The organism is Halomonas sp. N3-2A, from assembly GCF_002216165.1.
GTDB lineage: Bacteria > Pseudomonadota > Gammaproteobacteria > Pseudomonadales > Halomonadaceae > Vreelandella.
In genome coordinates this window covers 1,740,092-1,754,002 of record NZ_CP022286.1, presented here as the reverse complement: position 1 = coordinate 1,754,002, position 13,911 = coordinate 1,740,092, and the positions used below count along the sequence as shown (strand labels likewise).

Genomic DNA, 13,911 nt, shown 5'->3' with positions numbered 1-13,911 from the left:
ATAGCTTATCTGTCGCGAGTGAAAGAAAGGTAGGAGGTGGCAGCTCTAAATCGGTCGCGAACTAAAGCTGCCCTCTGCTTGTGCCGTTGTTGGCATGCCCTAAGCGGCGCGGCTTTGCTCCGTCACTTTTGACTCTGTTGCGGGGAAGCGGTGCCATTGCCGTGGATGGACGAAGAGGCGTTGTCCACGGCGCATCTCAAGCTGCTCAAAATCAGCATGACGCACCGTTGCAAGCCATGGCTTAGCCAGCCAGTCGGCTTCCAGCTCAACACGCACTTCAGCACCTACCGGTGAAATGGCCGTCACTGTCACCGGCAGATGACTCTCTGCACTAGGCTGCTGGGCAAGGCGCACTTCATGAGGACGTAGCAATAGCTCTTCGTTACCGTCAGGCAAGTCAACATTGAGATGGGCGTCACCGCAGGTGAGCACACCTTGGTGTACCTTGCCTTCCAAGTGGTTAACGTCGCCAAGGAATTCAAATACAAAACGATTTTTGGGCGAACGATAGAGCGTTTCAGGCGTATCAATTTGCTCGATACGTCCGTTGCTCATCACCACCACACGGTCAGAAAGTTCCAGCGCTTCTTCTTGATCGTGGGTAACAAACACGCTGGTAAAGTTAAGCTCTTCATGCAGGCGGCGTAACCAGCGTCGTAGATCCTGGCGCACCTTGGCATCCAGCGCGCCAAATGGCTCATCCAAAAGCAATACGTCAGGCTCAACGGCCAAGGCGCGGGCGAGAGAAACACGTTGCTGCTGGCCGCCAGAGAGCTGGGCAGGCAAACGGTTAGCTAAATGCTGCAGCTGAACCATTTCCAACAGCCTAAAGACGCGGGCGCGAATCTCGCCGTTGGATGGGCGGCGCTTTTTGGGCATCACGGTTAGCCCAAAAGCGACATTGTCGTACACGCTCATATGGCGAAACAGGGCGTAGTGCTGGAAAACAAATCCAATGCGGCGATCGCGAACGTGAACGTTGGTTACATCGCGGTCGCCGAACAGTATTTTACCGGGTTGAGGAGAGCGATCAGCGCTCTCCAAGCCGGCAATAATACGCAGCAGTGTGGTTTTTCCTGAGCCAGATGGGCCAAGCAGGCCGACTAGTTCGCCTTCATGGATGTCCAGATTGATCGGCTCAAGCGCCTGGGTGTTGGCGAAGTGCTTGGCGATGTTCTGTAGGCGAATACTCATAAAAATGCCTCCTGGCGCGCTGCGCGCCATTCCAGGCCTGCCTTGGCCGCAAGGGTTAACAGGGCAATAAGGGCCAGCAGCGCGGCGCTAGAAAACGCGCCCACCGCGTTGTAATCCTGATAAAGCTGCTCTAGATGCAGCGGTAAGGTGTTGGTCTTTCCGCGAATAGCTCCGGCGACCACCGAAACGGCACCAAATTCACCCACGGCACGCGCGTTAGTGAGGATGATCCCGTAGAGCAGTGCCCAGCGAATGTTGGGTAACGTGACACGCCGAAAGGTGGTCCAGCCGCCAGCGCCGAGGGTCACGGCGGCTTCTTCTTCCCGGGAACCTTGGGCCTGCATGAGCGGAATAAGTTCACGTGCCACAAACGGGCAGGTCACGAAAATAGTTACCATCAAAATGCCGGGCCAAGCGAACATCAGTTGAATATCATGGGTGTCTAGCCAACTGCCAATCCAGCCATTACGGCCATATAGCAACAGATAGATAAGCCCAGCCACAACGGGGGAAACGGCAAATGGAATATCGATCAGCGTTTGTAAAATACGCCGGCCTGGGAAACTGAAGCGGGTAACCAGCCACGCCAAGGCGACACCGAATACTAGGCAAATCGGTATGGTTAATAACGCAATGACGAGCGTCAGGCCAATCGCGTGCAGGGTGAACGTATCGCTAACGTTGGCCCAAAAGACCATCACGCCCTGGGAGAAGGCCTGGGCAAAAATTGCCACCAAAGGTAGCAGCAAAAATAGCGCTGACAGCAACAGAGCGGCACCAATCAGTAAACGCCGCACAGCGGGTGCATCACCTATCCGGCGCATTAGCCTGTTCCTCCATGCAAGCGGCGCACAAAGCGGCCTTGCCAAATATTGATCGCCAGCAGTAGGGTCAGTGACACAAAGAGCACGACGGAGGCAATTGCGGAGGCACCCGCGTAGTCATACTCCTGCAGTTTGACGAAAATCATCAGCGCAGTGATTTCGGTTTCGTAGGGCATATTACCCGCGATAAAAATAATCGCCCCGAATTCACCTAACGAGCGCACAAAGGCTAGCCCGGTGCCAGTAACGAGAGCTGGCCACAGATGCGGCATAATCACACGCCGAAACGCCACGCCATCGGTTGCGCCAAGAGACATCGCTGCTTCATCAACTTCTGCGGGTAAATCCTCTAGCACCGGCTGTACGGTGCGCACCACAAACGGAATGCTGGTAAACGCCATGGCCAGTGCAATGCCTACCCAGGTGTAAGCTACCTGGAACCCTAGCGGCTCTAATAAGCTGCCCATCCAGCCGTTACTCGCATACAGCGTAGCGAGGGTGATACCGGCTACCGCTGTGGGAAGCGCAAAGGGCAGGTCCATTAAGGCATCTAGCAGGCGCTTGCCGGGAAATTCATAGCGAACCAGTACCCAGGCAAGTAGTAAGCCAAATACGGCATTAACCAGCGCCGCGACAGCCGCCGCTCCTATGGTGACCATGTAACTGGCTACCACACGGCCTTCGGTAATAATGGCCCAGTATTCGGCAAGGCTAAGCCCTGCCAACTGGCCAAACAGCCCGGTGATCGGGAGAAGGAGAACCAGCGAAATAAACAGCACGCTGATCCCCATAGATAGGCCAAAGCCCGGCAGCACGCGTGCGCTGCCGGACCGCCATAATGCTAGCTGGCTCATGGGGTTCCGTTAACGACGTTGCAGTTGATCAAGTAGGGCGCCGCCTTCAAAGTGGTTTTCCATTGCTTCTTCCCAGCTACCAAACACATCTTCAACTTCAAGAAGTTCGGTATCGGGGAATTGATCGGCAAATTCGGCCACAACCGTTTCATCGTGAACGCGATAGTTAAAGCCTGCCAGCAAGCGCTGGGTGTCTTCACGGTAGAGATACTCAAGGTAACTCTGGGCAAGGTCGCTGTTGCCATTGCGCTCAGCATTTTCACCCACCACCGCAACGGGGAACTCTGCCAGAATGCTGACCGGCGGCACGATGACCTCGTAGTCGTCGCTGCCGTATTCGCCACGGATGTTGTTTACTTCTGATTCAAAGCTGATCAATACGTCGCCAATGCCGCGTTCGATAAAGCTCGTGGTGGCACCTCGGCCGCCGGTATCAAACACCGCAACATTGCGCAGGAAGGTGCGCATGAAGTCTTGAATCTTTTCTTCATCACCGTCGAATTCATTTTCCGCAAAGCCCCAAGCCGCTAGATAGGTATAGCGGCCGTTGCCGGATGTTTTAGGATTGGGAAAAACGATTTGTACGCCTTCCTTCGCGAGATCATCCCAGCTTTCGATGCCTTTCGGGTTGTCTTTACGCACCAAAAACGCCGTAGTGGAGTAGTAAGGGGAGGCGTTATTGTCAAATGCATCTTGCCAGTCTTCGGCCACTAGGCCTGCATCTGCAAGTACTTGAACATCAGTCACCTGGTTAAAGGTAACGACATCCGCACGCAAGCCTTGCATGATCGCGCGCGCTTGTGCTGATGAGCCGCCGTGAGACTGACTAATAGCAATCTCTTCACCGTGCTCTTCTTGCCACCATGCTTGGAATTCCGGGTTGATAGCCGAAAACAGTTCACGGGCAATATCGTAAGAAGAGTTCAGTAACTCGCGCTCTTGAGCCATCGCTGTGTTTGAAACAGCGGTGACAGCCACAGTCGCGCCAACAGCGGTGGCTATCAGGCTGCGGCGCAGGCCAGTGCGGAAAAAAGTAGATCGCGTCATTACAGGCTCCTTGTATCTTGGGGCGATTTAATCGCAATGAGGATAAGGTTAAACCTGTGATTGTGGAATTACAATTATGTTTTATATTCTATTTGGAAATATGTATTTAAAGATATGCATTCATTGTCGGCTGAGCTTTAACGGCAGGGAGATGGGGCTTCTTAGGTGGCTCTGGTAAGATAGGGGCCTTCCTTTCCCCTGTTAACCTAGGAATGCACTATGAGCGCTGAGCAGGACTTCCTGATTGCCCCTTCGATTCTTTCCGCTAATTTCGCGCGTCTTGGTGAAGAGGTCGACAATGTGTTGGCCGCTGGAGCCGATATTGTCCATTTCGATGTCATGGATAATCACTATGTGCCGAACCTGACGATTGGGCCGATGGTCTGCAAAGCCCTGCGCCAGCACGGCGTGACGGCGCCCATAGACGTCCACTTAATGGTTAAGCCCGTAGATCGTATGATTGGCGATTTTAGTGAGGCTGGGGCGAGTTACATTACGTTTCACCCGGAAGCTTCTGAGCATGTTGATCGCTCGTTACAGCTAATACGCGATAGTGGCTGTAAAGCAGGACTGGTATTTAATCCGGCAACACCGCTTTCGTATCTCGATTATGTCATGGACAAAGTTGATATGGTGCTGTTGATGAGCGTTAACCCGGGCTTTGGCGGTCAGTCATTCATTCCCGGTACGCTGGATAAATTGCGTGAGGCCCGGGCACGTATCGATGCTTCAGGTCGCCCGATCCGCTTAGAAATCGACGGTGGGGTTAAGGTAGATAACATTGCTGATATCGCCGCTGCGGGTGCCGACACCTTCGTCGCTGGTTCAGCTATTTTTAACGCTCACCAGTCAAGCGACCCGCACGGTTACGATAGCGTTATCCAGCAAATGCGCGCCGAGTTGGCAAAGAATAACGGCTAAGCGAACAGCTTAATGCAATTTCATGCGGGGCTTTAAGTAGCGGTTTAACTTATCAACCAGCCATGCGAGTCCCGTTTTGGGTGCGCCATGAATAGACAGCTGATGCATTCGATAAAGTGAAGCGTAGGCTTGGCGCGCTAACCAACCCTCTAAAAATAGCCCACGAGACGCTGAGCTGCGCATCAACTTTCCTACCGCATCGTAGCGGGCGAGCGACACCAGCGAACCATGGTCACGATAAGTAAAGCTTTGCAGTGGTTTGCTATCCAGGCAGTGCATCAGGTTTTTGGCGAGTAACGTTGCCTGTTGATGAGCAGCCTGCGCTCGTGGTGGCACGGAGATGCCTTCGCCCTGAGGGCAGTCGGCGCAGTCACCTATGGCAAAAATATAAGGGTCATCGACGCTCTGCAGCGTTTGGTGGACGTTAATTTGATTTTTCTTATTAGTGGTCAGGTCTAATTCAGCCAAAAATGGCGGTGCTTTAATGCCTGCTGCCCACACGTTTAGGTCCGTTTTGATAACTTCGCCGTCGCCTGTTACTAATTGATATTGCTGAGCTTCTTTAATAGCGGTACCGACGTGAACGGTGACCCCCATATTTTCCAGCTCTTGCTGCACTGTTTCGCTAATACGCTCTGACAAACCGGGCAGCAGGCGAGGGGCAGCTTCGATGAGGTGTACGCTAATCGTTTGGTGGTCAACAGCGGTTACGCCGTAGGCGTTAAGCAAGCGCGAAGCATCTAGAAGCTCGGCAGAAAGCTCTACGCCCGTTGCGCCGCCGCCTACAATGCCAATGGTCAGTTCAGCGTTTTGGCGTAGCGTTGGATCGGTATAACGCAAAAAGGTATTGATCATATCGCGCTGAAACGCTTTGGCCTGCTGAGGCGAATCAATAAAGTGGCAGTGTTCCGCAACGCCCGTCGTGCCAAAATCATTTGAAATACTGCCGAGCGCTATTACTAAATAATCGTAGGTTAGTTTTCGAGAGGGAAGGATTTCAACGCCGTCTTCATCTTTGATGGGTGCTAGGTGAATGACTTTTTGTTCGCGGTCAAGGCCATTTAAAGAGCCGCGCTGGTAGCGGTAATGGTGTGTGGAAGAGTGGCCACGGTAATCCACTTCATCCATGCTGGAGTTCAATACTCCGGTCGCGAGTTCGTGTAAAAGTGGTTTCCATACATGGGTGGCATTGCGGTCTAGCAGGACAATCTCGGCGCGCTTTTTTTTGCCCAGCGTGCGTCCTAAGCGTGTTGCTAGAGCAAGTCCGCCAGCGCCGCCGCCGACGATCACAATTCGGGGGATGGTCATTACTTTCTCCTCGGATAAGATGATCACAGCATAGAGCTTTCGGGCGTGGTTGGCGACGTGCTAAGTCGGTAGGATAAAAGAATTAACGGCGATTACGTTTACTAACGGCCATTTTTTGAAAAATATTTTTACCTAGCCTAGGGAGAGAGAGCGTGCATGCCATTTTGCAGGGTAAACGGTTAATTGCATTTGATTTAGATGGCACTTTGATTGATTCGGTCCCGGATCTAGCGATAGCGGTTCAGCGCGCGCTCAGCGATGTTGGGCTGCCTGTGCCCAGTGAAGAGCATGTGCGTAACTGGGTGGGTAATGGTGCGCAGGTACTTGTCGAAAGAGCACTAACCTGGGCGTTATCAGAGGCGCCGGGGCAGGTATTACAAACCACCGCCTATGACGCTTTTATGCGCCATTACGGTGCTGCCCCCAATGCGCTAACCAGGCTCTACCCAGGCGTGCGAACAGCACTGCACGATTTGCACAAGGCGGGCTATCCGCTGGTGTTGATTACCAACAAGCCTGAGCGCTTTATTGCGCCAATTTTGAGCCATTTTGAGCTATTGGCGCTATTTGCGCACTGTGTTGGCGGTGACACGCTTGCCGAGAAAAAACCCAGCCCGTTGCCGCTACTCCATGTAGCCCAACAGCTGGATATCCCACCTTCGGCAAGTGTCATGGTAGGCGATTCACGCCACGATATCGCCGCGGGCAAAGCTGCTGGCTTTACTACCGTGGCGTTACCTTACGGCTATAACCACGGCGAGCCGATTGAGCATAGCCAGCCTGACGTGATCATTAGCTCATTGCTGGCGCTGACGGAGTAAAACAGTCGGTGATGGGGCTGTTTTTTCTAGGGCTGCTTTTCTGCCCGTGCGCCGCCTAGGTATTCATGCAGTAATTCAGCGTTATGGCGCAACATAGCAGGGTAGTTATAGGCGGGGCCGTCAGTATCACTCAAGGTATCTACGTATAAAGGCCCTGCCAGCGAAAGCTCCGTTGCTCGGGCATGTGCATCCATGTGGATATAGGGTGAGGTACTTTCATAGAACAGTGCAGGCGGGCGTTTTTGTGAAAGGTGCATGCTCATTGCTTCCATCGCCTGCGCACTGCCAATTGTCTCACTGCCAATCCCCCAAATGGCGGCGTACTCAAAACCGTAGGCACGGGCAAAGTAAGCCATGGAGGCTTCGCTGGTAGTGAGCATGCGATTCGTTTGCGGAATGCCTTCCAAGCGCTCCCTAAGTTGATGATCTAACAGCACCAGTGCTTCACGAGTTTCAGCGGCGCGCGTGGCAAACGCCTCAGCCTGCTCGGGATAGCGTTCGATAAGCGTTTCTTCTATCACATCAACATAAGCGGCTGCCCCTTTTGGGTCCATCCACATATGCGGATCAGCGCTGTCTCTATATTGGCCTACCGGAATCGCTAGCGGCTCATAGTCGGCACTTTCTGCAAGTGCTGTCAGCGTTAGTGAATCGTCTGCCATGGCTTCAATATGCCGTATCCATGGCTCTAGCCCATACCCGTTGTAGAAAACAATGTCAGCTTCCTCGACAGCCAGGGCATTTGGCGGTTGAAGCTCCCAGCGGTGCACATCTTCACCTGTGGGCACAATGGTTGTAATGCCGATGCTGTCGCCTGCGACACGCTTCACTAAATCTTTAATGACTGAAAACGAAGCGATGACGTTAAACGAGGTGTCTCCCAGCGCGTGAGGGCTGCTGACAGTCGTCATCAATACGAGCGTTATTATCCAGGGTGCTCGATTGTCCATGTCACGCTCCTAACGCATTAAAAAGTCGGCAGATGATAAAGACAGTCATGGCCTGTTGCCAGTTTCGTCATGCTGCCAAGTTGTTTAAACCTAGCAGGAAGGGCTAACCAGTCGCTTTAAGGATTTTTGATTACCTTGAAAAGCTCTTCATAATTTACTGATAAACTCAGTGTTTGTTCCTCACTGAAAATTACCAGAGTATTAGAAGTGCGAATGTTTTAGCCGACCCTTGGCCCTGCAAGTGGTGCTTGGGTTGGGGTATCATCCCTACCAAGGGGTTTGATTAATGTGATGGAGTAGCTGCGGCGATGGCGCAAGTGCAGGTAGTGCAACGTGTATTGATGATTGATAACTACGACAGCTTCACATTCAATATCGTCCAGTACCTGGGTGAGCTGGGTGCCGAGGTCATGACCTATCGCAACGATGAGCTTACCCTTGAGCAGATTGACGCCTTAGCGCCTACTCATCTAGTCATTTCACCGGGGCCGTGTACCCCTAATGAGGCGGGCATATCGTTGGCGGCGATTGACCACTTTGCGGGTAAACTGCCTATTTTGGGGGTTTGTCTTGGGCATCAGGCGATTGGACAAGTCTACGGTGGTAAAGTGGTGCGAGCGCCCCAGGTGATGCATGGTAAAACATCTGCCGTTGTACATAGTGGGCAGGGTGTTTTTAGCGGGCTTGAAAACCCGTTAGAAGTGACCCGTTATCATTCACTCGTGGTAGACAAAACAAGCTTACCGGAGTGTTTTGAAATCACTGCTTGGACCGCAGACGATGACGTTACGCCAGGGCTGATAATGGGCTTTCGTCATCGCAGCCTGGATGTTGAAGGGGTACAGTTTCACCCTGAGTCAATACTCACGCGCCAAGGCCATGCGTTATTGGCTAACTTTTTAAAACGCGGCTGATTGCCAAATTTATACGCTTTAGGGGCTTTTCTGTTCATGCAAATGCGAGATGCAATTAACGCGGTGATGCGCCGCGAAGACCTCTCTTTCAATGCGATGCACGCGCTAATGCGCCAGATCATGACCGGCGAAGCCTCCGATGCGCAAATTGGTGGCCTGCTAGTGGGGCTTGCCATGAAAGGCGAGAGCGCCGAGGAAATTAGCGCGGCGGCACAGGTGATGCGCGAACTCATGAAGCGCGTTGAACTGCACACCGATAACGTAGTGGATATTGTCGGCACCGGCGGTGATGGTGCGAACCTGTTTAATGTTTCTACGGCGGCTAGCTTTGTGGCGGCTGCAGGGGGCGCTCATGTCGCCAAGCATGGTAACCGCAGCGTCTCTTCTTCGTCGGGCAGTGCAGACCTTTTTGATATCGCCGGCATTTACCTTGATCTTAAGCCTGAACAGGTAGCGCGCTGTATCGAACAGGTTGGCGTGGGCTTTATGTTTGCCCCCAATCATCACCCGGCTATGCGCTACGCTATCGGGCCGCGCCGGGAGATGGGCGTGCGCACGCTGTTTAACATCCTTGGCCCGTTGACTAACCCTGCAAGTGCGCTTAACCAGGTGCTGGGGGTTTACTCGCTGGAGTTAGTGCCGTTGATGGCTGAAGTGCTGCGCAAGCTTGGCAGTCGCCACGTGTTAGTGGTGTGCTCTGAAGATGGCTTGGATGAAATTTCCTTGGCGGCACCGACGCGCGTGGCTGAACTAAAAGATGGCGAAATTACTGAGTACACCATCACTCCAGAAGAGTTGGGTATTGAGCGACAAAGCTTAGCTACGCTTAAAGCAGCCAGCGCTGAAGACAGCTTACGACTGGTAAAAGCCGCATTGAGTGGCGAGGGTGCGGCGGCAGATATAGTGGCCCTTAATGCGGGTGCTGCACTTTACTGCTCTGGTGTGGCCGACAGCTTAAAAGAAGGGGTGATGGTGGCCCAGGATGCGCAGGCCTCAAAGTTACCGCTAGAGAAGCTTCGAGAGCTTTCACACTTCACTAGCGTCTTTAAAAGGTAAAAAATCTAATGACTGACCAGGCAACGCCAACAATTTTAACGCGTATTTTGGCTCGTAAAGACGAAGAAGTAGCCGAGCGCCGACAAGCGGTTTCTGAAGCAGAACTGCTGGCGTTGGCTGACAAGCAAAGCGCCCCCCGTGGCTTTATTGCTGCACTGAATGCGCGTATTGCCGCTGGTGACGCAGCGGTTATCGCTGAGGTGAAAAAAGCTTCGCCTTCCAAAGGCGTGATACGTGAGGATTTTCATCCTGATGATATCGCTAAGCGTTATGCTGAGGGCGGCGCAGCCTGCTTGTCAGTATTAACGGATGCCGATTTCTTCCAGGGGCATGAAGACTTTCTGATCGCTGCCCGCGATGCCTGTGACCTTCCCGTTATTCGTAAAGATTTTATTACCCATCGCTATCAGGTGACCGAGGCGCGTGCCATCGGTGCAGACTGCATCCTGCTGATTGTTGCTGCCCTAGACGACACCCAGCTGCGCGATCTGCATCAGCAAGCCAATGCGTTAGGCATGGATGTACTGGTAGAAGTGCATGACGCTGTTGAGTTAGAGCGTGCCCTAGCGCTGGATCTAAAGCTGGTGGGCATCAACAACCGTAATTTGCATACCTTCGAGACCAGTCTGAACACCACATTAGACCTGCTGCCGCGCATTCCTGAAGGCGTCACGGTCATCACTGAATCCGGAATCCATACCCGCGATGACGTGGAGCTAATGCGCGACCATGAGGTGAACGGTTTCTTGGTTGGTGAAGCCTTTATGCGTGAAGAGGACCCTGGCCAAGCCCTCAAGCAGCTGTTTTTTTAATCAATGGTGTTAAACGCTTATTAACTTTCCCGCTTGAGGCATGTAAGTAGTGCCTGAAGCGGGTGGTGCAACGTTTGTGCTGAGTAGCGTTTCACCTGGCTACGGCAGGAGTAGCCGGTGGCGAGCAGCTTGCCCATGTTTTCGTCGGCTTCCACCTGGGGCTGCCAGGATTGAGCATAAATGGTTTTGGAGGTTGCGACATTACGCGTTTCATGCCCGTAAGTGCCCGACATGCCGCAACACCCTGTGGTGGCTAACTCCAGCTCTAAACCAAATGCCGCAAACACCTGCTGCCAGGCCTTTGGGCTGCCCGGGGCGTTGGTCTTTTCGGTGCAGTGAGACAGCAGCTTAAAGCCAGGGTCGGTTAGGTTCAGTGGGCGAGGCACTAGCGTGTTCATACGCGTGGCTAGCCACTCTTGCAGCATCAGCACGTTGGGCACTTGCTCAGCCCCCAGGGCTTTGACGTACTCTTGGCGGTAGGTCAGCGTCATGGCGGGGTCGATCCCCAACATGGGTACGTCGAACTCTGCCAGTGCCCGCAGGCGCTTGGCCTGTTTTTCCGCCGTGCGCTCAAAGGCGCCTAAAAAGCCCTGTACCTGCAGCGGTTTGCCGTTGGCAGAAAACGGCATCACAAACACGCGCAGATTCAACCGCGACAGCAGTTCCACCACGTCTATCACCAGCTTGGCTTCAAAGTGGCTGGTGAAGGCGTCCTGGACAATGATCACGCTGTTGGCACGCTGCTGTTCAGTCAGCAGTGCAAGCGAGGTAGGCGTAGCTTCGGCCACGCCCCAGGCGCGCAGCTGCTTTTTCACGCTGGCGCGGGAAAGCTGCGGGGAGTCGCTCATTCCCAGCCCTTTACGCATTAGGCTATCGACCCAGCGCTGGTTGAGTAGGGCGTTATACAGCGGCGCCACCTTGGCAAGCGTAGGCAGCATGAACTCAGTGCCACCGATGATGTAATCACGCAGCGGGCGTAAATAGCGGCCGTGGTAGACCTCTAAAAACTGCGAACGGAACTGCGGCACGTTGACCTTAATCGGGCACTGGCCGGCACAGGATTTACATGCCAAGCAGCCCGCCATGGCGTCGTAAACTTGGTGAGAATAGTCGCGGTGTTGTTTGCGGCTGAGCGTATTGGCGACGCGGAGCGGAAAGCTTTTGATAAAGCCCCAGCCGTTTTCGGCTTTCTTTTTGCGCGACTCTTCCACGACATCGATCCCAGCCTGGGACTGCAGACGCAACCACTCACGCATTAAGCTGGCACGGCCTTTGGGCGAATGCATGCGGTCACGGGTAGCCTTCCAGGAAGGGCACATGGGGTCATCAACATCGTAGTTGTAGCAGGCACCATTGCCATTGCAGTACACAGCTGCGTCGTAGGCCTGCCACGCCCGCTCATCAATGGTGCGATCCAACTGGCCGCGCAGGGTGACGCCATCAATCGTTAATAGTTCAGGGTCACTGTCTTTGGCGATTAGTTCGCTGCCTTCAGCGGGCGACGCAATCTTGCCGGGGTTTAGCTGGTTATGCGGGTCAAACGCGGCTTTAACGCGCTGTAGGCTGGGATACAGCTCGCCAAAGAATTTGGGGCCGTACTCCGAGCGCACGCCCTTGCCATGTTCGCCCCATAACAGCCCGCCGTACTTCTGGGTCAGGTCAGCCACTTGATCAGAAATCTCACGAATCAGTTTTTCCTGTTCGGGATCTTTCATATCCAGCGCCGGGCGAACGTGCAGCACCCCCGCATCGACATGGCCAAACATACCATAGGAGAGCTTGCGGGCATCCAGTGCGGCGCGAAACTCAGTAATAAAGTCAGCCAAGTGCTGCGGTGGTACGGCGGTATCTTCGACAAACGCAATTGGGCGTTTTTCGCCCTGCACATTGCCTAGCAAGCCCACCGAACGTTTGCGCATGGCGTAAACTTTTTGAATCTGCGGGCGGCCTTCGGCCAAGGTGTAGCCTAAACGTTCGACCGTGGGATCTTGGCTTAAGTGGTCTGTGAACGCCTGCACCCGTTCGGCCAAGCGTTCAGGATCATCGTCATTAAATTCGATCAGATTAATGCCACGAATCGGCGTGCTGCCGGTGGCGGGGAAAAACGCCGCCACGCTGTCCCAGACAAAGTCCTCCATGGCCAGCTGCAGCACGGTGTCGTCGATGGTTTCAATCGAGGTGGGGCGCGCGCTGGTCGTCATCAATGCCTTGGCATCGCGTAGCGCGTCCATAAAGCTGACGTAACGCACATTGACCAAAGTGGCGTGCTTGGGAATCGGCAGCACATTGAGTACCGCTTCATTCAAAAAGCCCAGCGTGCCTTCCGAGCCACACAGCAGGCTGTTCAGGTTCAGTTGGCCTTCTGCTTCCCGCAGATGCGCCAGATCGTAGCCGGTTAAGCAGCGGTTGAGCGGCGGAAATTTCGCCTCAATCAGCCCGCGCTGTTGATCGATAATCTCAGCCGCGGTGGTATGCACCTGGCCGAGCATGCCGGATTGGGCAACGGCCTGCTGCTCTTCGTCAGCGCTAAGCGCACGGCTATGCAGGTGCTGGCCTCCCAGCAGAACCGTATCCAGCTCCAACACATGATCACGGGTTTTGCCGTATTCGCAGCTGCCCTGGCCGCTGGCATCGGTGGAGATCATCCCGCCGATGGTGGCGCGGTTAGAGGTGGATAGCTCTGGGGCAAAAAACAGCCCATGGGGCTTCAGCGCCGCGTTGAGTTGATCTTTTACCACGCCCGCCTGAACACGTACCCGACGTGCCTCAACATCGATCTCGAGGATCTGGTTCATATGACGGGAAACGTCCACCACGATACCATCGGTCAACGACTGGCCGTTGGTACCGGTACCGCCGCCACGAGGCGTGAGTACGACATCGCGGTGGGGCAGCTCAGCAGCCAGCTTAGCAAGGCGCTCAAGGTCTTCCGCGTGCTTAGGAAACACCGCCGCCTGGGGCAGGCGCTGGTAAATCGAGTTATCCGTTGCCAGCACCGTGCGGTTGGCATAGTCAGGGGCTATTTCGCCTTCGAAGCCACGGGCGCGCAAGGCGTCGAGGAAACGCACGTAATGAGTGCTCAGGCGTTTAAACGGGGCCGTACGAGAATCCAAAGATGCAATCATAGTTGATCAAGCCGTCACTGCTGGGAGCGGATAGGGGATACGCTACTTTACCGCAGCTACCGCGGCTCTGCATCTTGATGGCGCG

General features: G+C 54.1%; 12 protein-coding genes. 5 read left to right on the top strand and 7 right to left on the bottom strand.

The window, feature by feature from the left end; genetic code table 11:
* Positions 1-99 precede the first annotated feature (99 nt).
* The 4 genes from CEK60_RS08320 to cysP are packed head-to-tail and all read right to left on the bottom strand — an operon-like array spanning position 100 to position 3,919.
* Positions 100-1,194 (bottom strand): sulfate/molybdate ABC transporter ATP-binding protein, encoded by a 1,095-nt coding sequence (locus CEK60_RS08320; protein ID WP_089038623.1) that lies wholly within the window; start codon positions 1,192-1,194, stop codon positions 100-102.
* Positions 1,191-2,018, bottom strand: coding sequence for a sulfate ABC transporter permease subunit CysW (gene cysW, locus CEK60_RS08315; protein ID WP_089038622.1), 828 nt, complete (start codon positions 2,016-2,018; stop codon positions 1,191-1,193). Before cysW ends, CEK60_RS08320 begins: the two co-directional genes overlap by 4 nt.
* The gene (cysT, locus tag CEK60_RS08310) at positions 2,018-2,872 is read right to left on the bottom strand and encodes a sulfate ABC transporter permease subunit CysT (protein WP_089038621.1); all 855 of its coding nucleotides are present in this window, start codon (positions 2,870-2,872) and stop codon (positions 2,018-2,020) included. The genes cysW and cysT overlap by 1 nt, the downstream gene beginning before the upstream one ends.
* 9 nt (positions 2,873-2,881) lie before the next feature.
* Complete coding sequence (cysP, locus tag CEK60_RS08305; protein WP_089038620.1) at positions 2,882-3,919, bottom strand: thiosulfate ABC transporter substrate-binding protein CysP; 1,038 nt, start codon at positions 3,917-3,919, stop codon at positions 2,882-2,884.
* Positions 3,920-4,138: 219 nt separating this feature from the next.
* Between cysP and rpe the strand changes: the two genes are divergently transcribed.
* Positions 4,139-4,840, top strand: coding sequence for a ribulose-phosphate 3-epimerase (gene rpe, locus CEK60_RS08300; RefSeq protein ID WP_089038619.1), 702 nt, complete (start codon positions 4,139-4,141; stop codon positions 4,838-4,840).
* A 9-nt stretch (positions 4,841-4,849) separates the two neighbouring features.
* Here the strand turns inward: rpe and CEK60_RS08295 are convergent, their stop codons facing one another.
* A complete protein-coding gene (locus CEK60_RS08295) occupies positions 4,850-6,148 on the bottom strand; it encodes an NAD(P)/FAD-dependent oxidoreductase (protein ID WP_089038618.1) in 1,299 nt (432 codons plus the stop codon).
* Between the two features lie 152 nt (positions 6,149-6,300).
* On the opposite strand from CEK60_RS08295, the gene CEK60_RS08290 reads away from it, so the two are divergent.
* Positions 6,301-6,969, top strand: coding sequence for a phosphoglycolate phosphatase (locus CEK60_RS08290; RefSeq protein ID WP_089038617.1), 669 nt, complete (start codon positions 6,301-6,303; stop codon positions 6,967-6,969).
* 26 nt (positions 6,970-6,995) lie between these two features.
* Here CEK60_RS08290 and CEK60_RS08285 read toward each other — a convergent pair whose 3' ends face one another.
* Positions 6,996-7,919 (bottom strand): metal ABC transporter solute-binding protein, Zn/Mn family, encoded by a 924-nt coding sequence (locus CEK60_RS08285; RefSeq protein WP_089038616.1) that lies wholly within the window; start codon positions 7,917-7,919, stop codon positions 6,996-6,998.
* A 308-nt stretch (positions 7,920-8,227) separates the two neighbouring features.
* Here CEK60_RS08285 and CEK60_RS08280 point away from each other — a divergent pair, with 308 nt between their 5' ends.
* The 3 genes from CEK60_RS08280 to trpC are packed head-to-tail and all read left to right on the top strand — an operon-like array spanning position 8,228 to position 10,701.
* Complete coding sequence (locus CEK60_RS08280) at positions 8,228-8,833, top strand: anthranilate synthase component II (protein WP_038482817.1); 606 nt, start codon at positions 8,228-8,230, stop codon at positions 8,831-8,833.
* A 36-nt stretch (positions 8,834-8,869) separates the two neighbouring features.
* Complete coding sequence (gene trpD / locus CEK60_RS08275; RefSeq protein WP_089038615.1) at positions 8,870-9,889, top strand: anthranilate phosphoribosyltransferase; 1,020 nt, start codon at positions 8,870-8,872, stop codon at positions 9,887-9,889.
* A gap of 8 nt (positions 9,890-9,897) precedes the next feature.
* On the top strand, positions 9,898-10,701 hold the full coding sequence (gene trpC, locus CEK60_RS08270; protein WP_089038614.1) for an indole-3-glycerol phosphate synthase TrpC: 804 nt from the start codon (positions 9,898-9,900) through the stop codon (positions 10,699-10,701).
* Positions 10,702-10,721: 20 nt separating this feature from the next.
* Here trpC and ydiJ read toward each other — a convergent pair whose 3' ends face one another.
* Positions 10,722-13,826, bottom strand: coding sequence for a D-2-hydroxyglutarate dehydrogenase YdiJ (ydiJ, locus tag CEK60_RS08265; RefSeq protein WP_089038613.1), 3,105 nt, complete (start codon positions 13,824-13,826; stop codon positions 10,722-10,724).
* Positions 13,827-13,911 lie beyond the last annotated feature (85 nt).

Bases quoted from the DNA above. Each gene is read 5' to 3' on its own strand.
- rpe (WP_089038619.1), top strand. From the start codon at position 4,139: ATGAGCGCTGAGCAGGACTTCCTGATTGCCCCTTCGATTCTTTCCGCT.
- CEK60_RS08320 (WP_089038623.1), bottom strand. From the start codon at position 1,194: ATGAGTATTCGCCTACAGAACATCGCCAAGCACTTCGCCAACACCCAG.
- CEK60_RS08285 (WP_089038616.1), bottom strand. From the start codon at position 7,919: ATGGACAATCGAGCACCCTGGATAATAACGCTCGTATTGATGACGACT.
- cysT (WP_089038621.1), bottom strand. From the start codon at position 2,872: ATGAGCCAGCTAGCATTATGGCGGTCCGGCAGCGCACGCGTGCTGCCG.
- trpD (WP_089038615.1), top strand. From the start codon at position 8,870: ATGCAAATGCGAGATGCAATTAACGCGGTGATGCGCCGCGAAGACCTC.
- trpC (WP_089038614.1), top strand. From the start codon at position 9,898: ATGACTGACCAGGCAACGCCAACAATTTTAACGCGTATTTTGGCTCGT.
- cysP (WP_089038620.1), bottom strand. From the start codon at position 3,919: ATGACGCGATCTACTTTTTTCCGCACTGGCCTGCGCCGCAGCCTGATA.
- CEK60_RS08295 (WP_089038618.1), bottom strand. From the start codon at position 6,148: ATGACCATCCCCCGAATTGTGATCGTCGGCGGCGGCGCTGGCGGACTT.
- ydiJ (WP_089038613.1), bottom strand. From the start codon at position 13,826: ATGATTGCATCTTTGGATTCTCGTACGGCCCCGTTTAAACGCCTGAGC.
- CEK60_RS08280 (WP_038482817.1), top strand. From the start codon at position 8,228: ATGGCGCAAGTGCAGGTAGTGCAACGTGTATTGATGATTGATAACTAC.
- cysW (WP_089038622.1), bottom strand. From the start codon at position 2,018: ATGCGCCGGATAGGTGATGCACCCGCTGTGCGGCGTTTACTGATTGGT.